A 24369-nucleotide genomic window follows, 5' to 3' on the forward strand; every position below is an offset into this window, starting at 1 on the left:
CCCCTTTTGTTGCCGAATTCCCCATTTTTTTCAAATTGGGATGAACTGTTCGCCAGATTGGGCGTCTTACCCAGTGACCGGCCCGATGCAACAATCAACGACGGTCGTCACCTGGCACTCGAGCCGGTGGCGAGTAACCGAGAATCGGTGGCGGAACCTGGCGCATCTCCGGTGGTCTATGGAGCTGGAGGCGCGACGCTTCGTCGAAATGAGGTGTGGAGAATGAGTCTGAACGCACGGGAATCGCTTTCAGCCCTGATGGACAATGAAGGTGACGAGCTGGAATTGCGTCGAGTGCTGAAGTCGCTCGAGAGCGACCAGGACAGCGCCGAGAGCTGGCGTCGTTACCATTTGATGCGTGCCGCGCTGCGCCGCGAGACCGATAGTGACCCCTCGGTGGATCTATCCGCCGGTATCCTGGCTCGCCTCGAGGATGAGCCTGCGCCGCAGATGGAGGCTCCCGCCGACGGCGCGGTCGCCAAGCGCGGCGGAATGGGGCTCGCACGCGGTGCCGGTATTGCCGCGGCGGTCTCGTTGATGGTGATCAGCGGGGTTCAGTTCTACAACGGCGCCTTCGATGGCTCCATCGACGGTTCCGGTGCCGGTGTGGCCAGCAGCGGGGCTGCGGGTGGCGTAAGCGGCGGCGTAAATAGCGGCGCAGCACAGACGGCGTCCGCCGTGCCAGGTGCAGAGCTTGCCAGCGTAGCGGCGTCTCGGCCTTCGCTGATGGATCTGCCGATGTTTCAGTCCGGCACAGGCTCCAGCAATGGACTGATGACCGTCGGCGCCCAGGTGGCCTCGCCGATGATGCTGTCGCCATCTGCCCAGCAGTCGCGGGTCAGTGACCAGGCGCAGGCCCAGTTGTTGCAGTCGTACCTCGATCGTCATGCCCAGGGGGCGGCCTTCAGCAGTGCCGACAACTGGATGCCGATGCTGCGCAGCACCCCGGCGGAAGCCCGTTGAGGTGATCGATCTGGCATCGAGATAGCAATGATCTGCTCGGCCCTGTGGGGCCGAGCGCATTCTCAGCAGTGCCTGTCAGGACATGATTTCTATGCCACATCAGGGGTCGCTTGCAGCGTTGGCCGGCTGGCTGACGCTTTCCCTTGTCTGTCTTTCTCTTCCCGCCCAGGCCGTTGCCGACCCTGGTGTCGACGCCGTAACGGCGGACGCCGAGGCCTCGGCTGACTCGGTAGCTGACCCGAATAGTATCCAGAGCGTCTACGACTGCAGCGCCTTGACCGCCTTGTCACCCCCCGAGTCTCCGGGAGACTGGTTCGAGCGCAGTGTCTGGGCGTCCCATTGCTACCAGTATCAGGCGCGCGCCGTTCGCATCGTCGATGAAGAGGTGGTGACGCTGTCGGTGGCCCGCGACATCCAGCAGGGCGTCGAGCGCGATCGCCTCCACTTCCTCGATGGCCCCAGTCGCTCGCTGCTGCGAGAGGGGGGCGCCTTTCGCTTCGAGCTCGGTGATAGCCAGGGGGCGGCGCCGGCCTCTCCCCAGGCGCTGGTCGAGCACCTGTCACGCTTCTATCGGCTGCGCTTCGACGGCGAGGAGAGAATCGCCAATCGTCACGCGATCCGTCTGGAACTGTTGCCGCTTGACGCCATGCGCTACGGCTATCGCATCTGGCTCGACCGCGAGACCGCCATTCCCTTGAAGCGCACCCTGATCGACGAGCGGGGCCAGGTGCTGGATACCTTCCAATTGGTGGCGATGACGCCGCCGGAACGCTACGACGGCAAGGTGGAGCTGCGCCGGCCGCCGTCCTCGGCCAGGCTGGACTGGCGCGCAGGCTGGCTGCCTCGCGGCTTTGTTGCCCAGCCGTTGATGGCGATGGCATCGGACAGCGATGGGCCTCGCCGCCATAAGTTGTACAGCGACGGCCTGTCGACCATCAGCCTGTTCGTCGAACCGGTAGCGGGTTCACGGGTACTAAGGCCGGGTGTCCATCGACTGGGCGCCAGTCACGCCGCGGTGCGCCGAGTGCAGCGTGAAGGCCAGTTGCTTCAGGTGGTGGCGGTAGGCGAATTACCCCCCAGCGTGCTGGTCAAGGTGGCCGAAACCCTTGAGCTGGCCGAGGGGCAGTCGCAGGGTGTGAGCGATGGTGCGCGCTCTGAGGCGGTGAGTAACGTCCATCAGGAAGCGTCGTCATGAGTACCGACTGCGCGACCGCAGAGGCGCGAGTGGTGGGCTGGACGACCGCAGGGGTCAGGGTAGCGCTGGCGGCAACCGGCGGCTGCGGGCGCTGCGCTGCCCGGGGCGGCTGCGGGGCGCGTTGGCTGCTGCGCAGGAGCGACGATCGGCGTGAGCTCGAGATCGATACCGAGCAGCGTCCCGCCATCGGGCAGACGGTGACCCTGGCCCTGTCCCGGACGAGCCTGGTGCGCGCCAGCGTGCTGGTCTACGGCCTGCCGCTGTGGTTGGCGCTGGGGGCGACCCTTGCCGTCAACGTGCAGTCGCCGGATCACTGGTCGCTGCCGCTGGTGTTTATCGCGGGCCTGGCCCTCGGCGGCGTGGTGCTGCGTCGGCATCTGCGCCGCCGCGCCGAGGCGTATCGGCCGACCTTGGTGCTCTAGCCCCGTTGTGATAGCTCTGTTGTGATAGCCCTGTTGTGATAGCCCTGTGCCCGAGCACTTTGCGGGCCCTTGTCGCGTTATTTTGCCCGCTAATGACTGAACCTTTTGGCGGCGTGACGGTACTACAAGAAGCGACCCTCGAGGTTGCGTTCGATGCACTCTGAGTCCTATCTGAGTCTTACGCAGGAGCCTTGCATGAAGCCAATGACTCGCACCCTGTCCATGTGGATGACGCTGGTGGTGGGAATGGTTGTCGCCCAATCCAGCCTGGCCAGGGATCTTCCTGATTTTACCGAACTGGTCGAAGAGGCCGCCCCCGGCGTGGTCAACATCTCGACGACCCGGGTCACCGAGGGCTACTCCACGCCCTTCGGCGATTTCGGTGGCCAGGAAATCCCCGACATCTTCCGTCATTTCTTCGGTGATCGCTTCCCGGTGCCGCCCGGCGGAGGCGGTGGTCGCACCGAGGAACGTCAGTCGCTGGGCTCCGGCTTCGTCATCGACGCGGACGGCTACATCATGACCAACGCCCACGTGGTGGAGGGCGCCGACGAGATCATGGTGCGCCTCAATGACCGTCGTGACCTCAAGGCCGAGCTGGTCGGGGCCGACGAGAAGACCGACGTGGCGGTACTGAAGGTCGATGCCAGCGATCTGCCGACGCTATCCCTAGGTGACTCCGACGACCTCAAGGTGGGGGAGTGGGTGGCCGCCATCGGTTCGCCGTTCGGCTTCGATCACTCGGTCACCGCAGGCATCATCTCGGCGATCAACCGCACCCTGCCGCGTGACGCCTATGTGCCCTTCATCCAGACCGACGTGGCGATCAACCCGGGTAACTCCGGCGGGCCGCTGTTCAACCTCGACGGCGAGGTGATCGGCATCAACTCCCAGATCTTCACCCGTAGCGGTGGCTTCATGGGGCTGTCCTTCGCCATTCCGATCAATGTCGCCATGGACATCGCCGACCAGTTGCGAAGCGAAGGTCACGTCACCCGGGGCTGGCTCGGTGTGATGATTCAGCCGGTGTCCAAGGACCTGGCCGAGTCGTTCGGCATGGACCGCCCCGAGGGTGCCCTGATCGCCGACGTCGATCCCGACGGACCTGCGGCGCGTGACGGCGTCCAGGCCGGTGATATCGTGCTTGCGGTCAATGGCGAGACGGTGGAGCGCTCCAGCAACCTGCCGCGGTTGATCGGCCGTGTCGCTCCGGACAGCGAGGTCGAGTTGACCGTGCTGCGCGCCGGGGATCGCAAGACCCTCAGCGTCACCGTGGGCGACTGGCCCGAGGAACTGGCCGGTGGCAGCGGTCAGTCGTCCGGCAGCGCTTCGCCGGCACGCCTGGGTCTGGCGGTGCAGTCGCTGTCCGACGCCGAGCGTGACAAGTACGGCATCGACGCCGGCGTGCGGGTCAGCGACGTCGACCCGCGAGGCGTGGCGGCGGCTTCCGGCATCCGGCGTGGCGATATCATCGTCAGCGTCAACCAGGTCGCGGTGGAAAGCGGTCGCCAGCTGAGCCAGCTGGTGCGTGAGCTGCCTGCCGATCAGGCGGTGCCGGTTCGTCTGTACCGTGACGGTCGCTCGCTGTTCGTGGCGCTGCGCCTGGCCGACGACTGAGGCGCGTCCCGCTGACCGACGACGCCCGAGGGCCGCCATGGCCCTCGGGCGTTGTCGTCCTGTGATATCGAATCGAGCCGCCGCAACGGCTTGGGATGCGCGGGGCAGGGGATGCCGGTACAATAGCGCCAACTTTTTTTTCCGCGTCATCGGGGCAGGGCGAGCCTGTCGCTGTCCGGTGCGTTCTCAAGATGGAATCATCCTGCATGTCTGATCCTGATAACCGCAAGGTAATCAATAATATACGTAACTTCTCGATCATCGCTCACATCGACCATGGCAAGTCCACCCTGGCCGATCGCCTGATCCAGAGTTGCGGTGGCCTGTCAGAGCGCGAGCTCAAGGATCAGGTGCTGGACTCCATGGATCTGGAACGCGAGCGCGGCATCACCATCAAGGCCCAGTCGGTGACGCTGGACTACCACGCCAACGATGGTGAGACCTACCAGCTCAACTTCATCGATACCCCGGGGCACGTCGACTTCTCCTACGAGGTGTCGCGCTCGCTGTATGCCTGCGAGGGCGCACTGCTGGTCGTGGACGCCGCCCAGGGTGTCGAGGCCCAGTCGGTGGCCAACTGCTACACCGCCATCGAGCAGGGGCTCGAGGTGTTGCCGGTGCTCAACAAGATGGACCTGCCCCAGGCGGACCCCGACAAGGTCGCCCACGAGGTCGAGGAAATCATCGGTCTCGACGCCACCGACGCCTGTCAGGTGTCGGCCAAGAGTGGTCTGGGCATCGATGCGCTGCTCGAGCGGCTGGTGCGCGATATTCCGCCGCCCAAGGGCGACCCCGAAAAGCCGCTGCAGGCGCTGATCATCGACTCCTGGTTCGACAACTACCTGGGCGTGGTATCGCTGGTACGGATCTTCGACGGCGTGCTCAAGAAGGGCGACAAGATTCGCATCCTGTCCACCGGACGTGATTGGCAGGCCAACGAGGTCGGCATCTTCACCCCGCTGCGCAAGGAGACCGACATCCTGCGCGCCGGTGAAGTGGGCTTCGTGGTGGCCGGTATCAAGGACATTCAGGGGGCTCCGGTGGGGGATACCATCTCCCACGCCAAGACGCCGGACGTCAAGCGGCTGCCGGGCTTCCAGAAGGTCAAGCCCCAGGTCTACGCCGGCATGTTCCCGGTCAGCGCCGACGACTACGAAGACTTCCGCGACGCGCTCGAGAAGCTGGCGCTCAACGACGCTTCGCTGGACTACGAGCCGGAAAACTCCGACGCCCTGGGCTTCGGTTTCCGCGTCGGCTTCCTCGGCACCCTGCACATGGAGATCGTGCAGGAGCGTCTGGAACGCGAGTACGACCTGGACCTGTTGACCACCGCGCCGACGGTGGTCTACGAACTGGCGATGAAGAACGGTGACGTCAGCTACGTCTCCAACCCGTCCAAGCTGCCGGACATGGCCGACGTCGAGGAGATGCGCGAGCCCATCGTGCGCGCCAGCATCCTGGTGCCCCAGGAATTCGTCGGCAACGTCATCAGCGAGTGCGAGCTGCGTCGCGGCACCCAGAAGGACATGCTGTTCCTGGGTAGCCAGATCCAGCTGACCTACGAATTGCCGATGAGCGAAGTCGTCATGGACTTCTTCGATCGGCTCAAGTCCATCTCCAAGGGCTATGCTTCGCTCGAGTACAACTTCGAGCGCTTCGAGGCGGCCAAGCTGGTACGCCTCGACGTGCTGATCAACGGCGACCGGGTCGATGCCCTGGCGGTGATCATCCATCGCGATCACGCCCACAGCCGTGGTCGTGTGCTGGTCGAGAAGATGAAAGAGCTGATCCCGCGTCAGATGTTCGACGTGGCGATCCAGGCCGCCATCGGTGGCCAGGTCGTGGCCCGTTCCACGGTCAAGGCGCTGCGCAAGAACGTGACCGCCAAGTGCTACGGCGGCGACATGACCCGCAAGAAGAAGCTGCTCGAGAAGCAGAAGGCCGGCAAGAAGCGCATGAAGCAGGTCGGTCGCGTGGAGATCCCTCAGGACGCCTTCCTCGCCGTGCTCAAGGTGAACGACTGATGCCCCAGCGGCGGTCGATCCGTCCCGGTGTGACGCCGGGACGGCTTGCCCCTCCCTCAGATACCGACTTACAAGCCACCTGGAAACACTGATATGGACTTCTCCCTGCTGCTGGTGATCGCGGTCGCCGTCACCGGTCTGATCTGGCTGCTCGACCTGGTCTGGTGGCGCCCCCGGCGTCAAGCCGTCACCGCAGCTGCCGAAACCGGCACCACCGAAGGCGTGGATCTGTCCGCTCGGGAGCTTTCGCGCAAGGACCCCTGGCCGGTCGACTACGCCAAGTCGTTCTTTCCGGTGCTGCTGGTGGTGCTGGTGCTCAGAAGCTTCGTGGTGGAGCCGTTTCAGATTCCGTCAGGCTCCATGCGTCCGACGCTGGAGGTCGGGGATTTCATCCTGGTCAACAAGTTCACCTATGGCCTGAGGCTGCCGGTGGCCAACACCAAGATCCTCGACCTGAACGAGCCGGAGCGGGGTGACGTCATGGTCTTCCGCTATCCCCAGGACCCGGCGGTGAATTTCATCAAGCGCGTGGTGGCACTGCCCGGCGATACCCTGCGCTACGTCGACAAGCAGCTCTACGTCAACGGCGAGCCGGTACCCAAGACGTTGCTCGACGACGCGCCCGACAGCGCTCCAGGTGAGCTGCTGTTCTCCGAGCAATTGGGCGAACATCAGCATCAGATCTACAATAATCCCCGCGATCGCGGCCCGCTGGTCCACGACGTCGTGGTGCCCGAGGGCATGTACTTCGCCATGGGCGACAACCGGGACCACTCCAATGACAGCCGCTACTGGGGCTTTATCCCGGAAGCCAACATCGTCGGCAAGGCCTTCGCGGTATGGATGCATTGGGACGGTGGACTGCCGAGCTTTTCCAGCGTGAGGACGATCCCGTGATCGCTTCAACGCCGCTTGGTTCTTCCATCGTCAGCACAAAGAGTTAACAGGAGCGTCGTGAGCAATTCCCTGACCCCCTTCAGTCGCCGCATCGGCCATGAATTCCAGGACGCGAGTCTGCTGGAACTGGCCATGACCCACCGCAGCTTCGGTGGGCGCAACAACGAACGCCTCGAGTTTCTGGGTGACTCGATCGTCAACTTTGTCATCGCCGAGGCGCTGTTCGAGCGCTTTCCCGAGGCCCGTGAAGGCCAGCTTTCGCGCCTGAGGGCGCGCCTGGTCAAGGGCCAGACCCTGGCGGAGCTGGCCCGGGAGATGCGCTTTGGCGAATGCCTGCGCCTGGGTTCCGGCGAGATGAAAAGTGGCGGCCATCGGCGTGAATCGATCCTCGCCGACGCCGTCGAGGCGGTGATCGGTGCCATCTACCTGGACGCCGGCATGGACGCGGTACGCACGCGGGTGCTGGCCTGGTTCGAGGAGCGCCTGGCGCGCATCGACCTCAAGCAGTCCCAGAAGGACCCCAAGACCCGCCTGCAGGAGTTTCTGCAGTCCCGGCAGGCACCGCTGCCTCGCTACGAGGTGACCTCGGTGGAAGGCGAGGCCCACGCCCAGACCTTTACCGTGGAGTGCCACGTCGAGATGCTCGACGAACACACCGTCGGCACCGGCGCCAGCCGCCGCCACGCCGAACAGATGGCCGCCGAAAGCGCCTTGCAACGCCTCGATCCCAAGGGAGTCAGCGCATGAGTCAGACCTGTGGATTCGTGGCCATTGTCGGCCGTCCCAACGTCGGCAAGTCCACCCTGATGAACCGTATTCTCGGACAGAAGATCTCGATCACCTCGCGGCGGCCGCAGACCACCCGCCACCAGGTGCTGGGGATCAAGACCGAAGGCGACGCTCAGGCCATCTTCGTCGACACCCCGGGTATCCATATCCTCGGCAAGGACCGCAACAAGGCGATCAACCGCTTCATGAACCAGGCGGCGGTGCAGGCCCTGCGGGACGTGGACTGCGTGGTCTTTCTGGTCGACCGCACCCGCTGGACCGAGGAAGACCAGATCGTGCTGGACCGCCTGGCCAACGTCGAGGCGCCGGTGATCCTGGCGGTCAACAAGGTGGACCGCCTGCAGGACAAGGCCACCCTGCTGCCGTGGTTGGCCGAGCTCGGCAACAAGCGCGAGTTCGCCGCGGTGGTGCCGATCGCCGCCCAGCACGGTACCAATGTGCCGGAGCTCGAGGCCGAGATCGACAAGCACCTGCCCGAGGGGATCCACTTCTTCCCGGAAGATCAGGTCACCGACAAGAGCATGCGTTTTCTGGCTGCCGAAATGGTACGCGAGAAGGTCATGCGCCAGCTCGGCGACGAGCTGCCTTATCAGATGACCGTCGAGATCGAGGAGTTTCGTGACGAGGCCCGGGTGGTGCACATCAGCGCGCTGATCCTGGTAGAGCGTCAGGGCCAGAAGAAGATCCTGATCGGCGACAGCGGCGATCGCATCAAGAAGATCGGCCGCGAGGCACGCCTGGATATGGAGCGGGCGCTGGACAAGAAGGTCATGCTCAACCTGTGGGTCAAGGTCAAGCGTGGCTGGTCCGACGACGAACGCGCCCTCAAGAGCCTCGGCTACGACCTCGACTGAGCCGTTCCCCCGCGCCCCGGCAGGATCATCGACGACGATGGTCCTGTTGTGATCCTGTTGCCCCGACGTCGGGATCCCCATGCAGCCCCAGCCCGCCTTTCTGCTCCACAAGCGTCCCTACCGCGAGACCAGTGCATTGGTCGAACTGCTGACTCTGGACCACGGTCGTGTGCGCGCCGTGGCCCAGGGCGTGCAGCGTCCCGGTAGTCGCTCGCGCAGTCAGATGCAGCCGTTCGCGCCCCTGCACCTGACCTGGCAGGGCGATCGCGAGCTCAAGCGACTGCGGCTGATCGAGTCCCGTGGCCCGGCGGCGATGCTCGCCGGCGAGGGGCTGCTGTGCGGTCTCTACGCCAACGAATTGCTGACCCGACTACTGCCGGTGGAGTTGCCGGTGGGGCAGGTGTTTGCCTTTTACACCTCGGCGCTGGACGAGTTGGCGACGCCGGCCTCCCGCGCTGCGGCCCTGCGTCGGCTCGAATTTGCGCTACTCGATGCGCTGGACGCCGCGCCGCGTTTCACCACGCCCGACGGTGGCGGCCTGGATCCCCAGCGGCGCTACCGCTTCGAGCCCGGCAGTCGGGCCTTTGTCGTCGCAGAGCGCGGCATCGACGGGCGCACCCTGCGCCTGCTGGCCGGGGCCGACTGGGGCGAGGCCGGGCTCGCCGGGCCGGCCAAGGCGCTATCGCGTGCGGCCCTGGCGCCGCTGCTGGGCGACCGTCCGCTGCGCTCCCGTGCGCTGATGGTTGCCATGGCCGAGCGGCGCCGCCAGGCGCGCTGACCCTTGTCGCCCTGGCGCCGCTGCTGGGCGACCGTCCGCTGCGCTCCCGCGCGCTAATGGTTGCCATGGCCGAGCGTCGCCGCCAGGCGCGCTGACCCTTGTCGCCCTGGCGCCGCTGCTGGGCGACCGTCCGCTGCGCTCCCGTGCGCTGATGGTCGCCATGGCCGAGCGGCGCCGCCAGGCGCGCTGACCCTTGTCGCCCTGGCGCCGTTGCTTGGCGACCGTCCTCTGCGCTCCCGTGCGCTGATGGTCGCCATGGCCGAGCGGCGCCGCCAGGCGCGCTGACCCTTGTCGCCCTGGCGCCGCTGCTGGGCGACCGTCCGCTGCGCTGATGGTCGCCATGGCCGAGCGTCGCCGCCAGTCTCGCTGACGCTTCAGCGCGCTGATATCGCCTTGCCGCGGGTGACCGCCGGCCTGTCGGCGGTGCTACCATAGGGCTCGTCTTTCATCCCCATGACGGAGAACCTTGATGCATCCCCCTCGACTGCTGCTCGGCGTCAACATCGACCATATCGCGACCCTGCGCCAGGCCCGCGGTACCCGCTATCCCGACCCGATTCAGGCGGCCCTGGTCGCCGAAGAAGCCGGCGCCGATGGCATCACCGTCCATCTGCGGGAGGACCGCCGTCATATCCAGGAACGCGACGTGCGCCTGCTGGCCGAGGTTCTCAACACCCGCATGAATCTCGAGATGGCCGTGACCGAGGAGATGCTGGCGCTGGCCGAAGAGGTACGTCCGGCCCACGTCTGTCTGGTGCCGGAGAAGCGCGAGGAGCTGACCACCGAAGGTGGCCTGGACGTGGTCGGCCAGTTCGACGCCATCGAAGCCGCCTGTCGCCGACTGGCCGCCGTGGGGGCAGAGGTATCGTTGTTCATCGATCCCGATCCGGATCAGATCGCCAGCGCCAGGCGCGCCGGTGCTCCGGCCATCGAGCTGCACACCGGCGCCTTCGCCGAGGCCGATAACGACAGCGAGCGGGCTCGCGAGTACCAGCGCATCGTGGCCGCCGCCGAAATGGGCGTCGAGCTCGATCTGATCGTCAACGCCGGTCACGGCCTGCATTACCACAACGTCGAGGCCATCGCCGCCATCCCCGGCCTCAACGAGCTCAATATCGGTCACGCCATCATCGCCCGGGCGCTGTTCGTCGGCCTCAAGGAGGCGGTGGCGGAGATGAAGCGACTGATGCTGGCCGGCTACGAGGCGGGGCTGGTCGCGGCCATCGACGAATTTGAGCAAGAGCACGAGCATGAGCACGACCACGACCATCAGCACTGAAGCGTTGCCGATGTCAACGCCGGCTCGAGGAGGTCTGTCTGTCGGGACCTTGCCCGGGAATACCGGGTCTGTCGGAGCCCTGGCATGATCCTCGGCATCGGCACCGATATCGCGCGGATCGAACGCTTCGACGCGGCCATTGCGCGCCATGGCGCGCGCTTCGCCGAGCGTATCCTGGGGCCGCTGGAAGCCGAGCGCTACACCGAGGCGCCACGGCCTTCGGCCTTTCTGGCCAAGCGCTTCGCCGCCAAGGAGGCCTGGCTCAAGGCACTGGGCACCGGTCTTCGCCATGGCATGCGCTGGACCGAGATACAGGTGGTCAACGATCCCCTGGGGCGGCCGGAGCTGGTGGTCTCGGGGGAGGCGCTACGTCTGGCCGACCAGGCGGGCGTCGGCGCCTGTCACCTGAGTCTCAGCGACGAGAGCGATGTGGCACTGGCCTTCGTGGTGCTCGAAAGGCGTTGATCGCTGCGGGGGCGCTACAGGATCGGTCGTTGAACGATCAGGCGCTGTTGTCCGAAGTGCGAGCGATAGTTGCGAGCGATAGTTGGCCGCGTCGGCTAAACCGGTCCCTTCAGTGGGGTTTCTCCGCTGTCCTGCTGCCAGCGCTCGACCTGGGTCATGGCCTGCTCCAGGGTGGGCAGCAGCGGACGAACGCCGTCGATCCCGCGTGAGCGAAGTCGGGTCTCGAGGGTTTCCACCAGCAGCGCCATGCGCGGTACACCGCAGTAGCGGCAGGCACCGTTGAGGGCGTGGATGCTATCGAGCAGGGTCTCTTCGTCCTCGGCCGCCAGCGCCGCCTCGATCTCTCGACGGGTCTCGTCCAGCGATGCCCCCAGGCTCGCCAGCAACTGCCTGGCCAGCGCCTCGCGCCCGCCAGCAAGGCGGGTGCCCAGGGCGATGTCGATGTCGGGCAGGTCGTTGCCCTGGTCGTCGCTGTTGTCACGCGTCTGGCCCTGGTCCTTGCCATGGTCCTTGCTTCGCTCCTTGCCATGGGCCTGGTCTGGGACGGCCGGCTCGACCGAGTCATCAGCGTCACTGGCGTCCTGTCGATACTTGTCGGTGACCGGCGAATTCGGCGCCGGGGTCGTCTCCGTCAGGCCGCTGCCCAGCCTTTCTATAAGCAGGCGGTCGAGGCACTCGGTGTCGAGTGGCTTGATCAGCACATCGTCCATGCCGCTTTGCAGAAGCGCTCGGCGCTGGTGTTCCAGCACGTGGGCGGTCACTGCGATGATCGGTCGCTTCGCCCAGGCGAGGCTGAGTTGGCGGATCGCCTGGGTCGTCTCCACACCGTCCATGCCACCCATGCGAATATCCATCAGTACCATGTCATAGAGCTGCTGCTGGGCCAGCGCCAGGGCTTCTTCCCCACTGGTGGCCAGGGTCACGCGCCGCTCCGGGCCTTCCACCAGTTCTCGCAGCAGCAGGCGGTTGGTCTCACTGTCATCGACGATCAGCAGGCTGGCCATAGAGGTTTGCGTGTCCGGCGAAGGCGGCGGGGTCTGCGAGTTGTTCCACTGGGGCGGTGCAGCCGGGGCCGCTGTCGACGTCTCGTCGGGCACATAGGGCTGGCGAGACGGTAGCGCCGGCGGGGACGTCGGCGCAGGCAGGCTCGGCCTGTGGCGAGTACCGGCGAGGGCGCCTTCCACCGCCTCCGCCAGGGTCTGGCGAGCCAACGGCTTGGACAGTACGCTCGAGCCATCGGGCAGGCCCAGTCCGGGCACATCTGGAAGTCCTGCATTGATCAGCAGCAGGGTGGGACAGTTGCGCTGCCTGAGTCGTGCGCGCAGCTCGCCGATGCGGCCCTCTTCGAGCTCCTCGATGGCGATGGCTTCCAGTGCCAGCGCGGCTTGCTGGGGGCTCGCCACAACCCGGGCGTCCCACTGTTCGAGCATATGCAAAAGGGCCCTACGAGTGGGGCCGTGGGGTTCCTCGACAAAGATCGAGGCCTGGTCGAGCGCCAGTTCGGGCGCACGCACCTGGCTTGCGGTGCTGGTCAGGGGCAGGGTGAAGTGGAAGGTGGAGCCGTGGTCGAGTGTGCTGTCTACGCCGATGGTGCCACCCATCTGCTCGATCAGCTGCCGCGAGATGGCCAGCCCCAGGCCGGTGCCGCCGTACTGGCGACTGTGTCCGGCGGTGGCCTGGCGGAAGGCCTGGAACAGTCGACGCTGCTGGCTGTCACTGAGGCCGATGCCGGTATCGCTGACGCTGATGCGCAGGGTGAAGCGCTCGTGGCGGGACTGTTCGACCAGGACCCGCACGATGATCTCACCGCGGTCGGTAAACTTGATGGCATTGTTGACCAGGTTGGTGATGATCTGGCGCAGTCGCAGCGGATCACCGGTGATTTCCGCCGGTACGTCGTCATAGATCAGGCTGAGCAGCTGCAGGCCCTTCTGCTGGGCCAGTGGAGCCTGCAGCCCCAGCACCTCGTCGACCAGCGACTGGAGGTCCACCGGCACCTGTTCCAGTACCAGACGACCGGCTTCGAGCTTGGAGAAGTCGAGCACATCGTTGACCAGCGACATCAGGTTGTCGCAGGCCCGTTGCACCTGGTCGAGCCACTCGCGCTGACGCGGGTCCAGCGACGAGCGCCCTAGCAGCCGGCAGAAGCCGATGATGCCGTTGAGCGGCGTGCGGATCTCATGGCTCATGTTGGCCAGAAACTCCGACTTGACCCGGTTGGCCTCCACCGCCTGGCGATGGGCCATGTCGAGCTCGATGTTCTGCACCTCGATGGTCTCCATGGACTCCTGAAGTTCCGAGGTGGCGTGTTCGATCTGCTGCTGCAGGTCTTCGCGCGCCCGCGCCTGGTGGTCGATCAGGGCGTTGACCCGGCGCCCCAGCTCGGCGAGCTCCAGCGGGTGGTCCAGCGGCAGGTGGTGGGGCTGACGCCCGGCGGCGAGCTGGTCGAGCAGGTGGGCGATATCATCCAGCGGCTGGGTCAGGCGGCGGCCCAGGGTGAAGGCCACCAGAAACAGCAGAAGGCCGCAGACCAGCAGGATCATGGCGCCCCTGGCGATATCGCTGTAGGTGGCGAGCAGCAGCAGCGAGGCGTCGATATCGAGGGTCAGGTAGGCGCCGTCCACGGCAGTGATCGGCGTCGTCAACACCCACTGGCGATAGTGCTGGGTCAACAGCCCCTGGCCGGGAGCCTCGACGTTCAGCGCTTCGGCCCGCAGCCGACCGAGTTCAAGCACCACCTGATCCTGCTGCACCAGGCGCAGGGCACGGACGCTGGGGATATCCATCAGGCGATTGGCAGCCGCCTGAACGCCGGCGATATCGTCCAGCGACAGGGCCTCGCCCATCTCGGGGGCCACCAGCCGGGTGGCGGTAGAGAGGTTTTCTTCCATGGCGGCCTCGCGCAGGCCATGGTCCTGATACAAGGCGAGGCTGATCGCCAGCCCCAGCAGCAGCAGCGGCAGCCCCACGAGGGCTAGCATCAACCGTGTTCTTAAACTCATAGGCGCTGCGTTCCTGGCCGGGAATAGGCGCGGACGAAGAGCGGCCACCGCCGCCTCGTACGTCTCCATGTCACCCCATGGGACCATGCCTGTCCAGTGGCGAGGGGCGTCGATATAATGGCGTCAGATGACGTTACAAGGAAAGTCTTATGGAATTCCCCTACCTCGACCAGCTGGTCGGCAAGACCCCGCTGGTCCGCCTCAAGCGCATCAGCGCCGGGCGCAACAATGTGCTGCTGGCGAAGCTTGAGGGTGACAATCCGGCGGGCTCGGTCAAGGATCGGCCGGCCCTGTCGATGTTCGACGAGGCCGAAAAGCGCGGCGAGATCGCCCCCGGCGACACCCTGATCGAGGCGACGTCCGGCAATACCGGCATCGCCCTGGCCATGGTCGCGGCGATGAAGGGCTATCGCATGGTGCTGATCATGCCGGAGAACGCGTCCAGCGAGCGCAAGCAGGCCATGGCGGCCTACGGTGCCAGGCTGATCGAGGTCAGCAAGGAAGGCGGCATGGAAGAGGCCCGGGACCTGGCCGATACCATGGTCGCCCGAGGCGAGGGCAAGTCGCTGGACCAGTTCGCCAATCCCGACAACCCGCTGGGTCACTATCGCACCACCGGCCCCGAGCTGTGGCAGCAGACCGACGGTCGGATTACCCACTTCGTCAGCTCCATGGGGACCACCGGCACCATCATGGGGGTGTCGCGTTACCTGAAGGAGCAGCGCGCCGACATCGAGATCATCGGCCTGCAGCCCGAGGACGGCGCCAGCATCGCCGGGATCCGACGCTGGCCCGAGGCCTACCTGCCGAAGATATTCGAACCCCAGCGGGTCGATCGGGTACTGGACATCGGCCAGCACGAGGCCGAAGAACACATGCGCCGACTGGCCCGGGAAGAAGGAATCCTGGCGGGGGTGTCCTCTGGGGGCGCCCTGGCCGGGGCGCTCAGGGTGGCCGAAGAGGTCGAGAACGCGGTGATCGTGTTCATCGTCTGCGATCGGGGAGATCGTTATCTCTCCACCGGTCTGCTGGCGCCGGAGTCCTGAGGTGGCTGGACTGGGAAAACGCCGTCCGCCGCGTCAGCGCTCCGGAGTCTCGGGGCTTGCTCACAAGCGCCCGTCCGATACTCGCCGGGCCTACCAGACCGACACGTCCGATGAGCTGCCCGACGAGCTCGAGATTCAGGGGCTGTCCCACGATGGCCGCGGGATTGCCCGTTCGCCCGCCGGCAAGACCCTGTTTGTCGAGGGGGCCTTGCCCGGCGAGCGGGTCAGGGTGGCGGTGCATCGCACCCGCAAGCGCTACGACGAGGCCCACCTGCGTGAGCTGATCGAGGCCGCGCCGACCCGGGTGACGCCGCCCTGTCCCTACATCGAGCGCTGTGGCGGCTGTGATCTGCAGCATCTGGAACTCGACGCCCAGCGTCGTCACAAGGCCGTCGTACTGTCGGAGCTGCTGGCCCGTCAGGGCGTCGAGGTCGACCTCGAACGCATCGAGGTGCTGGCCAGTGATGACGTCGCCTATCGCCGCCGTGCTCGGCTGGGGGTCAGGGTCGATGCCGACGGCGGCATCCATCTGGGCTTTCGCGCCAGGCGCAGTCACCGGCTGGTATCGGTGGAGAGCTGCACCGTTCTGGTGCCGGAGCTGTCGTCGCTGCTGGCACCGTTGCACCAGCAGCTGGCGAGCCTCGAGGCGCCACGCCAGGTCGGCCATCTGGAACTGCTGGCCAGCGACGGCCAGGTGACCCTGGTGATCCGCCAACTGCGCGAGCAACCCGCGGACCTGGCACGCTGGCGTGCATGGGCCGATGAGCGAGGCATCGCCGTCGGCGTGCTGGCAGGCCGTGAACAGGTGCGCTTCGAGTGGCTGGTGACCCCGCCCCGAGGACTCCAGGTGACGGTCCCGTCGGCGCGTGGCCCGCTCAGCCTCGGCGTCGGACCGAGCGACTTCCTGCAGGCCAACGCCCAGGTCAACCAGCGCATGATCGAGACCGCGCTGGATTGGCTGGGAACACCTCGCCGGGTCGATGAACCCCTGCTGGATCTGTTTGCCGGGATCGGCAATTTCAGCCTGCCGCTGGCGGCGTCGGGCTACGCTGTGAGCGCGGTGGAAGGCTCGCCGGAGATGACCGCACGCCTGGCCGACAACGCCGCGGGCGCGGATCTGGACGTCGCTGCCCTCCAGGGCAACCTGCATGACGAAGGGCAGGTGGCGAGGCTGTTGCGTACCCATGATGCCGAGGTGGTGGTACTGGACCCACCAAGGGAAGGGGCCGAGGCGCTGTGCCGGGCACTGGCCAAAAGTACGGTGTCCCGGGTCTTGTATATTGCCTGTGATCCCGCCACGCTTTCTCGCGATGCGGCACACTTGTTGCAGGGGGGTTATCGTCTGCAACGGGTCGCCATGGCGGACATGTTCGTGCACACCTCGCACCTCGAGTCGATGGTACTGTTCGAACGCCAGGGGCCGTCGCCACGCCAAGGAGTCAGGAAAGATGGTTAAAGTGCGGGAAGACCAGCCGTTGACCGCGGATGGTCGGGTCGATATCGATCAGTGGGTCGCGCGGCTGCAGGACGACGTCAAGCTGGCCGACGCCGATGAACTGGTCGAGGCCTGCCAGCTGGCGCAGTCGCTGGAGCAGGCCTCCGAGCGGCCCCACAAGTCCTGGTTGAAGGACGGCTCGAGCTTTCGCATGGGCCTCGAGATGGCCGATATCCTCGGTGAGCTGCGCCTGGATCAGACCGCCATCGAAGCCGCCGTGCTGTATCGCGCGGTGCGTGAGAACCTGATCAAGCCCGAGCAGGTGGCCAAGCGTTTCGGCCGCGAGGTGGCGAGCCTGATCGAAGGCGTGCTGCAGATGGCCGCGATCAGCAATACCCAGGCCACCACCGCCGGCCTGCAGCAGCAGGATCAGCAGGACAACCTGCGCAAGATGCTGGTCAACATGATCGACGACGTCAGGGTGGCGTTGATCAAGATCGCCGAGCGCACCTGCGCCCTGCGCCAGGTCCGCGATGCCCCGCGCGAGAAGCAGGTGCGGGTCGCCCGCGAAGTGTTCGACATCTACGCTCCGCTGGCCCACCGCCTGGGCATTGGCCACCTCAAGTGGGAGCTCGAGGACCTGTCCTTCCGCTACCTCCACGAGGACGACTACAAGACCGTCGCCCGGCAGCTGGCCGAGAAGCGACTGGATCGCGATCGCTACATCCAGGAGGTGGTGGAGACCCTGAAGTCGCTGATGTCGGCCCAGGGCATCCACCAGTTCCAGGTGGACGGTCGGGCCAAGCACATCTTCTCCATCTGGCGAAAGATGAAGCGCAAGCGCATCGACTTCTCCCAGGTCCATGACGTACGCGCGGTGCGCATCCTGGTGCCCACGGTGCAGGACTGCTACACCATGCTCGGCATCGTCCACTCGCGCTGGCACACCGTGCCCGACGAGTTCGACGACTACATCGCCAACCCCAAGAAGAATGGCTACCAGTCTCTGCATACGGCGGTCATCGGCCCCGAGAACAAGGTGCTGGAAATCCAGATCCGCACCTTCGCCATGCATGAAGAGGCCGAACTCGGGGTCTGCGCCCACTGGCGCTACAAGGGCCACGATACCAATGCCCGCAGCGACAGCTACGAGGAAAAGATCGCCTGGCTGCGTCAGGTGCTCGAGTGGCACGAGGAGATCGGCGAATTCGGCGACCTGCGCGAGGGTCTGACCAGCGACGTGGCGCCGGATCGCATCTATGTGTTCACCCCGGACGGTCACGTCATCGACCTGCCCAGGGTGGCCACCCCCATCGACTTCGCCTACCGCGTGCACACCGAGGTGGGCCACCGCTGTCGCGGCGCCAAGGTCAACGGTCGCATCGTGCCGCTGACCTACAAGCTCAAGACCGGTCAGCAGGTCGAGATCCTGACCGCCAACAAGAGCGCCCCGAGCCGTGACTGGCTCAACCCCAACCTGGGCTTCGTGCGCACCTCCCGGGCCAGGGCCAAGATCCAGTCCTGGTTCAAGCACCAGGCGCGTGACCAGAACCTGGAAGAGGGCAAGGCGCTGTTCGAGCGCGAGATGAAGCGTCTCGACGTCCACGACATGGACCTCGCCACCCTGGCCCAGAAGGTCAACTACGCCAATGCCGACGACATGTACGCCGCGCTTGGCGCCGGCGACCTGCGTATCGGTCAGGTGCTGCACCAGGCCCAGCAGCTGTTCGGCGACAGCGACGAGCAGGAGCACCTCGACCGGCTGCTGGCCAAGCCGCGTCAGAAGCCGGCCAAGACCCCGGACGGCGAGATCACCGTGCTGGGCGTCGGCAACCTCAAGACCAACATGGCCAACTGCTGTCATCCGGTCCCCGGCGAGCCGATCGTCGGCTTCATCACCCAGGGCCGTGGCGTGTCGATCCATCGCCAGGACTGCCCCAACATCCTGCAGCTTAGGGTCGACGAGCCCCAGCGGGTGATCGAGGTGGAGTGGGGCGAGCGCTCCAGCAGCCAGTACCCGGTGGATATCGAGATCCAGGCCTGGGACCGCTCCGGTCTGCTGCGCGACGTCACCGCCGTGCTCGGCCAGGACAAGGTCAACGTGCTCTCGGTCAACACCCTGACCAACACCGACGACGGCATCGCGCGCATCTCGATCACCGCCGAGGTGGACGGCCTGGAGACCCTGGGCCGGCTGTTCTCCCGCATCCAGCAGCTGCCCAATATCATCGAGGTCAAGCGCAAGCGCGGTCAGGGAGGGCGTCGCACATGAGCCGGCGCTATTCCATCGATGACCTGCTGACCCTGATGGCGGTGCTGCGGGACCCCCAGCAGGGCTGCCCCTGGGACGTCAAGCAGCACTGGGACACCATCGTCCCCCACACCCTCGAGGAAGCCTACGAGGTCGCCGACGCCATCGAGCGACGCGCCTTCGACGAGCTGCCGGGGGAGCTCGGCGACCTGTTGTTCCAGGTGGTCTACTACAGCCAGTTCGGCAGCGAGGAAGGGCGTTTCGATTTCCATGACGTGGTGCACACGCTGACCGACAAGATGCTGCGTCGCCATCCCCACGTGTTTCCCGACGGCACCCTTGAATCCCGCCGCCAGGGCGTCAGTGCCGCCGAGGTCGAGACCCGTCAGGTCCACTCCCGCTGGGAGGCGCTCAAGGCCGAGGAACGGGAAGGGCGCAGCGGCCCGCAGCAGGGCGAGGCCGAGGCGGTGGTTTCTGTCTCGGCGCTGGATGACGTGCCGCGGACCCTGCCGGCGCTTAGCCGCGCCGCCAAGCTGTCCAAGCGCGCGGCCCGGGTGGGCTTCGACTGGCCGGACACCGACGGGGTGCTCGACAAGCTCGAAGAGGAGCTGAGCGAGATTCGCGAGGCGCTCTCGGCCGGGGATCGCGACCACGCCGCCACCGAGGTGGGCGACCTGCTGTTCGCCACCGTCAATCTGGCGCGCACCCTGGGCGTCGACCCGGAAGCCTGCCTGAGAGGCACCAATCAGCGCTTCGAGAGCCGCTTTCGCCATATGGAGCGGTCCCTGGAGGCCCAGGGCACGCCGCTCGGCCAGGCCTCGCTGGAGCGCATGGAAGAGCACTGGCAGCAGGCCAAGCGTGCCGAACGCGCCGAGCCGTCCGATCCGACCATGGACTGACGAGGCCGGCCAGACCCTATCGATAACAAGGCGGGGCCGCACGCTCGGGACCCGCTGGACACCACACCCAAGGAGACCCCATGAGCCACGATCTGCACGAATCCTTGCGCGATAACGTCCGCATCCTCGGCGACAGCCTGGGACGCACCATCGCCGATGATCTCGGACCCGAGTTCGTGTCACGCATCGAGACGATTCGCGGACTGGCCAAGCGGGGCCGCCAGGGCGAAGAGGCCGGCCAGCAGGAGCTGATCGAGTACCTGCGCCGGCTGCCGGAGAAGGACCTTTTGCCGGTGACCCGGGCGTTCAACCAGTTCCTCAACCTGGCCAACATCGCCGAGCAGCACTACCGTGCCCGCTTTCGTCGGGTCGAGGACTACAAGCCGGGGATGCAGCCGGTGCTCGGTGAGCTGCTCGAGCGCGCCCGGCGCGAAGGCCACTCGTCGCGCACCCTGGTCGAGACGCTGGCCAACATGCGCGTCGAGCTGGTGCTGACCGCCCATCCCACCGAGGTCATCCGGCGCACCCTGATTCAGAAGTACGACGCCATCGATGACTGTCTCACCGCCATCGAGTCCTCCAGCGAGTACCCCGAGCGGGCGGCCAGGGCCAAGGGCCGGCTCGAGGAGCTGATCAGCCAGGCCTGGCACACCGACGAGATCCGCCACGACCGGCCGACCCCGGTGGACGAGGCCAAGTGGGGCTTTGCGGTGATCGAGAATTCACTGTGGCAGGCGGTGCCGGACTTCCACCGGGACCTGGATAACCTGCTGCTGGAAAGCGCCGGCGAGCGTCTGCCGCTGGACGCCGCGCCGCTGCGTTTCGCTTCCTGGATGGGTGGCGATCGCGACGGCAACCCCAACGTCACCGCCCGGGTCACCCGGGAGGTGCTGCTGCTGGGCCGTTGGATGGCGGCGGACCTGTACCTGCGTGATCTCGAGCAGCTCAAGATCGAATTGTCCATGTGGAGCACCAACAGTGCCCTGCGTGCCGAGGTCGGCAACGTCGCCGAGCCCTATCGCGAGCTGCTCAAGCGTCTGGTGGCGAAGGTCGAGGCCACCCGTGACTGGGCCAAGGCCGAACTCGACGGCAAGAGCTATGACGGCGGGCCGATCATCGAGACCCGGGACCAGCTCTATGCGCCGCTGCTGGCCTGCTACCGTTCGCTGTGCGACGTCGGCCTGGACACCATCGCCAACGGTGTGCTGCTCGATACCCTGCGCCGTGTGGCGGTATTCGGCGTCACCCTGACCAAGCTCGACCTGCGCCAGGAGGCCAGCCGCCACGCCCTGGTGATGGAAGAACTGACCCACGACCTGGGCCTGGGCAACTACCGCGAATGGAGCGAGGAGCAGCGTCAGGCCTTCCTGCTGGCGGAGCTCGAGTCGACCCGGCCGCTGATCCCGCGGCGCTGGGAGTGCTCCGCCGAGACCCGCGAGACCCTGGACACCTTCCAGGTGGTCGCCGCCGAGCACGGCGAGGCACTGGGCACCTACATCATCTCCATGGCCGCGCAGCCTTCGGACGTGCTCACCGTGGCGCTGTTGATGAAGGAGGTGGGGGGCCGTGTCGGCATGCCCATCGCACCGCTGTTCGAGACCCTGGACGACCTCAATCGCGCCGGCGACGTCATCGATCGGCTGCTGGCGCTGCCCGGCTACCGCCAGTTCGCCGGTGACAGCCAGGAGGTGATGATCGGTTACTCCGATTCGGCCAAGGACGCCGGCCAGCTGGCGGCGGCCTGGGCCCAGTACCGCGCCCAGGAGGCGCTGGTCGATGTCTGTGAAAGCCACGGTGTCGACCTGACCCTGTTCCACGGTCGCGGTGGCACCGTGGGCCGTGGCGGCGGTCCGTCCCACGCCGCCATCCTGTCCCAGCCGCCAGGCTCGGTGAACGGCAGCCTCAGGGTGACCGAGCAGGGCGAGATGATCCGCTTCAAGTTCGGCCAGCCCGACATCGCCCTGCGCTCCATGGAGATCTACGCCTGCGCGGTACTGGAGGCGTCGCTGCTGCCGCCGCCCAAGCCCAAGCCGGCCTGGCGCGACGAGATGGACCGCCTGGCCGAGATCGCCCACGGTGCCTATGTCGGTGTGGTACGCCAGGACCCCGATTTCGTGCCGTACTTCCGTGCGGTCACCCCGGAAGGGGCGCTCGGTCGCCTGCCGCTGGGCTCACGGCCGACCAAGCGGCGTCAGGACGGTGGCGTCGAGACCCTGCGCGCGATCCCCTGGATCTTCGCCTGGACCCAGATCCGTCTGATGCTGCCGGCCTGGCTCGGCACCGGCGAGGCCTTCGCCACCCGCCTGGCCGAGCCCGGCGGACTCGAGGTGCTGCAGGAGATGCGCGAGCAGTGGCCGTTCTTCGGCACCTACCTGGACATGCTCGAGATGCTGCTGGCCAAGGCCGACGTGGAGCTGGCCGCCTACTACGAGCATCGCCTGGTGGACGAGCCGAGCCTGGAAGCCCTGGGCAACCGCCTGCGCGAGCGTTTCGGCAAGCTCAACGAGGAGCTTCTGAAGATCCTCGATCAGCAGGAGCTGCTCGAGAAGACGCCGCTAATTCGCCAGGCCATCGAGGTGCGCAACCCCTACATCGACCCGCTGCACGGCCTGCAGGCCGAGCTGCTGCAGCGTAACCGCGACGCCGACGGCGCCATCAGCGCGGACCTGTCCCGCGCCCTGATGGTGACCATGGCGGGAATCGCCGCTGGTCTTCGCAACACCGGCTGACGCCACCGCAAGCGTTAGCCTGAACACCCAGCGCCCGGCCAGATGGCCGGGCGCTGGCGTCTTGGGTGAGCGTATCGGTTGGGTGTCTCGGGCGCCTTGGGTGGGTGACCCGCGTGGCCTTCTGGATGCCGGCGGGTCAGTCGGACGAGTTCGGGGGATGGCGCTTGAGCCGTCGCATCAACCAGGACTGGCTGACGCCAAGGTCCTGGGCTGCCTTGCGGGTGCTGCCGGCGCGGGACAGAGCGTCATCGATGGCCTGGCGTTCGATCTCGGCCAAGCGCTCGGGCAGGGGGCGGGAATCGTCCAGTGGCAGCGACAGAGCCCCGTCGCTTTGGCCGTCGCTTTCTCCGACGGTCTGGCAGAAGCTCTTGCGCGAGCTGTTGAGGGAAACGCGGTCGGCAAGGCTAGCGGGCACAAGCTCCGGGTGGTCGAGGGCGAGATCGTCGATGCCGATGGTGTCGTCTTCACAGAACACGCTGAGCCGCTCGAGCAGGTTTTCCAGTTCGCGCACGTTGCCAGGCCAGGAGTGGTGGGTCAGCGCCCTCAGCGCGTCGCGCTCCAGGGTGATACGGCGCTTGTGGCGGCGGGATATCCTGGCCAGCAGCTGATTGGCCAGACCGGGGATGTCCTCGGCGCGCTCGCGCAGCGGTGGAATCTCGATGGGCACGATATTGAGTCGGTAGTACAGGTCGGCGCGGAAGCTGCCATCCTGCACCCGGGCGGCCAGGTCGGCGTTGGTGGCGGCGACGATACGCACCTCGGCCTTGCGCGGCTTGCCGCCCAGCGGGTGGTACTGACGTTCCTGCAGCAATTGCAGCAGTTTGGGCTGAAGCGTCAGCGGCAGTTCGCCTATCTCGTCGAGAAACAGGGTGCCGCCCTCGGCCAGGGCCACGTAGCCGACCCGCCCGTCGCGATGGGCGCCGGTGAAGGCGCCGCTCTCGTGGCCGAACAGCTCGGCTTCCAATAGGGCCTCGGGGATCGCCGCGCAGTTGACGTGAATCAGCGGCTTGTCAGAGCGCGGGCTGAACTGGTGCAGGCGATTGACCAGCCAACTCTTGCCGACGCCGGTCTCGCCGCTGAGCAGCACCGTGGTGTCACTGGCGGCGGCGCGCTCGAGGCGCTCCAGGCACCGGCGATAGCGCGGGCTGCGGCTGGACGAGGCGGGACTGGCCTCCGTTGCTACCTGCTCCTGACGGATACGCTTGAGCTGATGCATGACGTGATCGAGCAGCGCCTGGGTGGTGTCCGGCGAGCGCGAGGCCAGTACGTCGCGGTCCAGGTTGCGGGCCTGGACCAGCACCGCATCGGGTTCACCGGAAGGGTCGCCGCCCAGGTGAAACAGGCTGCCGTTGACCAGGTAGTCCTTGCCGCGATAACGGTGCACCACGCTGACCGGTCGCCGCTCCTCGATCACGAAGCGGGTGACCGAGGGCGAGAACACACCTTCCTCCTCGAGCCGGTAGACGTCGCTCTGGTAGAGGTGCTCAGCGCTGGCATCGAGCTGTGACAGGCTCGCCTGGTTGACCCACAGCGGGCGTCCCTTGAGGTCGGTGATGAAGATGCCGTCCTCGAGGGCGTTGAGGATGGCCAGTAGCTGTCGGGGCATGAGGGGGCCGTGGTTCATCGAGGCTCCAGGCAGGGTCCAGAACGTCAATGGTGTGCCGGGAGCGCGTGTTAGTAAAGCCAGGCCGGCGCCTCACGGCGCCGGCCTGGTGGATCAGTGA

General features: G+C 66.4%; 18 protein-coding genes. 16 read left to right on the top strand and 2 right to left on the bottom strand.

All coding sequences use genetic code 11. The features are described from left to right. The first annotated feature begins 222 nt into the window (after positions 1-222). The 11 genes from NKF27_RS08160 (at position 223) to acpS (ending at position 11283) form a co-directional block, all read left to right on the top strand. A complete protein-coding gene (locus NKF27_RS08160; protein ID WP_045993479.1) occupies positions 223-963 on the top strand; it encodes a sigma-E factor negative regulatory protein in 741 nt (246 codons plus the stop codon). 91 nt (positions 964-1054) lie between these two features. Continuing rightward, complete coding sequence (locus NKF27_RS08165; protein WP_253556012.1) at positions 1055-2158, top strand: MucB/RseB C-terminal domain-containing protein; 1104 nt, start codon at positions 1055-1057, stop codon at positions 2156-2158. Continuing rightward, a complete protein-coding gene (locus tag NKF27_RS08170; RefSeq protein WP_108132700.1) occupies positions 2155-2580 on the top strand; it encodes a SoxR reducing system RseC family protein in 426 nt (141 codons plus the stop codon). Before NKF27_RS08165 ends, NKF27_RS08170 begins: the two co-directional genes overlap by 4 nt. 195 nt (positions 2581-2775) lie before the next feature. Further along, positions 2776-4197 (top strand): DegQ family serine endoprotease, encoded by a 1422-nt coding sequence (locus NKF27_RS08175; protein WP_222516985.1) that lies wholly within the window; start codon positions 2776-2778, stop codon positions 4195-4197. Between the two features lie 206 nt (positions 4198-4403). After that, positions 4404-6221: a translation elongation factor 4 gene (gene lepA / locus NKF27_RS08180; RefSeq protein ID WP_045993482.1), complete on the top strand. Its 1818-nt coding sequence runs from the start codon at positions 4404-4406 to the stop codon at positions 6219-6221. A gap of 93 nt (positions 6222-6314) precedes the next feature. Then, a complete protein-coding gene (gene lepB, locus NKF27_RS08185; protein ID WP_253556013.1) occupies positions 6315-7118 on the top strand; it encodes a signal peptidase I in 804 nt (267 codons plus the stop codon). Between the two features lie 57 nt (positions 7119-7175). Beyond that, complete coding sequence (rnc, locus tag NKF27_RS08190; RefSeq protein WP_045993484.1) at positions 7176-7865, top strand: ribonuclease III; 690 nt, start codon at positions 7176-7178, stop codon at positions 7863-7865. Next, positions 7862-8761 carry a GTPase Era gene (gene era / locus NKF27_RS08195; protein ID WP_045993485.1) on the top strand — a complete coding sequence of 300 codons (900 nt, stop codon included), beginning with the start codon at positions 7862-7864 and terminating at the stop codon, positions 8759-8761. Before rnc ends, era begins: the two co-directional genes overlap by 4 nt. 79 nt (positions 8762-8840) lie before the next feature. Then, positions 8841-9539 (top strand): DNA repair protein RecO, encoded by a 699-nt coding sequence (recO, locus tag NKF27_RS08200; protein WP_108132702.1) that lies wholly within the window; start codon positions 8841-8843, stop codon positions 9537-9539. A 469-nt stretch (positions 9540-10008) separates the two neighbouring features. Beyond that, positions 10009-10818 (top strand): pyridoxine 5'-phosphate synthase, encoded by an 810-nt coding sequence (gene pdxJ / locus NKF27_RS08205; protein WP_253029395.1) that lies wholly within the window; start codon positions 10009-10011, stop codon positions 10816-10818. Positions 10819-10902: 84 nt separating this feature from the next. Then, positions 10903-11283: a holo-ACP synthase gene (gene acpS / locus NKF27_RS08210; protein ID WP_108132704.1), complete on the top strand. Its 381-nt coding sequence runs from the start codon at positions 10903-10905 to the stop codon at positions 11281-11283. 95 nt (positions 11284-11378) lie between these two features. On the opposite strand, the gene NKF27_RS08215 is transcribed toward acpS, so the two are convergent. Next, positions 11379-14264: an ATP-binding protein gene (locus tag NKF27_RS08215; RefSeq protein WP_253556014.1), complete on the bottom strand. Its 2886-nt coding sequence runs from the start codon at positions 14262-14264 to the stop codon at positions 11379-11381. 170 nt (positions 14265-14434) lie between these two features. Between NKF27_RS08215 and cysM the strand changes: the two genes are divergently transcribed. The 5 genes from cysM (at position 14435) to ppc (ending at position 22645) form a co-directional block, all read left to right on the top strand. Further along, positions 14435-15331, top strand: coding sequence for a cysteine synthase CysM (cysM, locus tag NKF27_RS08220; protein ID WP_045993187.1), 897 nt, complete (start codon positions 14435-14437; stop codon positions 15329-15331). A gap of 1 nt (position 15332) precedes the next feature. Further along, positions 15333-16787 (top strand): TRAM domain-containing protein, encoded by a 1455-nt coding sequence (locus tag NKF27_RS08225; protein ID WP_222516989.1) that lies wholly within the window; start codon positions 15333-15335, stop codon positions 16785-16787. After that, a complete protein-coding gene (gene relA / locus NKF27_RS08230; RefSeq protein ID WP_108132708.1) occupies positions 16780-19038 on the top strand; it encodes a GTP diphosphokinase in 2259 nt (752 codons plus the stop codon). Before NKF27_RS08225 ends, relA begins: the two co-directional genes overlap by 8 nt. After that, the gene (mazG, locus tag NKF27_RS08235; RefSeq protein ID WP_253556015.1) at positions 19035-19916 is read left to right on the top strand and encodes a nucleoside triphosphate pyrophosphohydrolase; all 882 of its coding nucleotides are present in this window, start codon (positions 19035-19037) and stop codon (positions 19914-19916) included. The genes relA and mazG overlap by 4 nt, the downstream gene beginning before the upstream one ends. An 80-nt stretch (positions 19917-19996) precedes the next feature. Further along, positions 19997-22645 (top strand): phosphoenolpyruvate carboxylase, encoded by a 2649-nt coding sequence (gene ppc / locus NKF27_RS08240; RefSeq protein ID WP_253556016.1) that lies wholly within the window; start codon positions 19997-19999, stop codon positions 22643-22645. Between the two features lie 136 nt (positions 22646-22781). On the opposite strand, the gene NKF27_RS08245 is transcribed toward ppc, so the two are convergent. After that, positions 22782-24269, bottom strand: coding sequence for a sigma-54-dependent Fis family transcriptional regulator (locus NKF27_RS08245; protein WP_253556018.1), 1488 nt, complete (start codon positions 24267-24269; stop codon positions 22782-22784). Between the last annotated feature and the right edge of the window lie 100 nt (positions 24270-24369).

Source organism: Halomonas sp. DN3 (assembly GCF_024137905.1).
GTDB lineage: Bacteria > Pseudomonadota > Gammaproteobacteria > Pseudomonadales > Halomonadaceae > Halomonas > Halomonas litopenaei.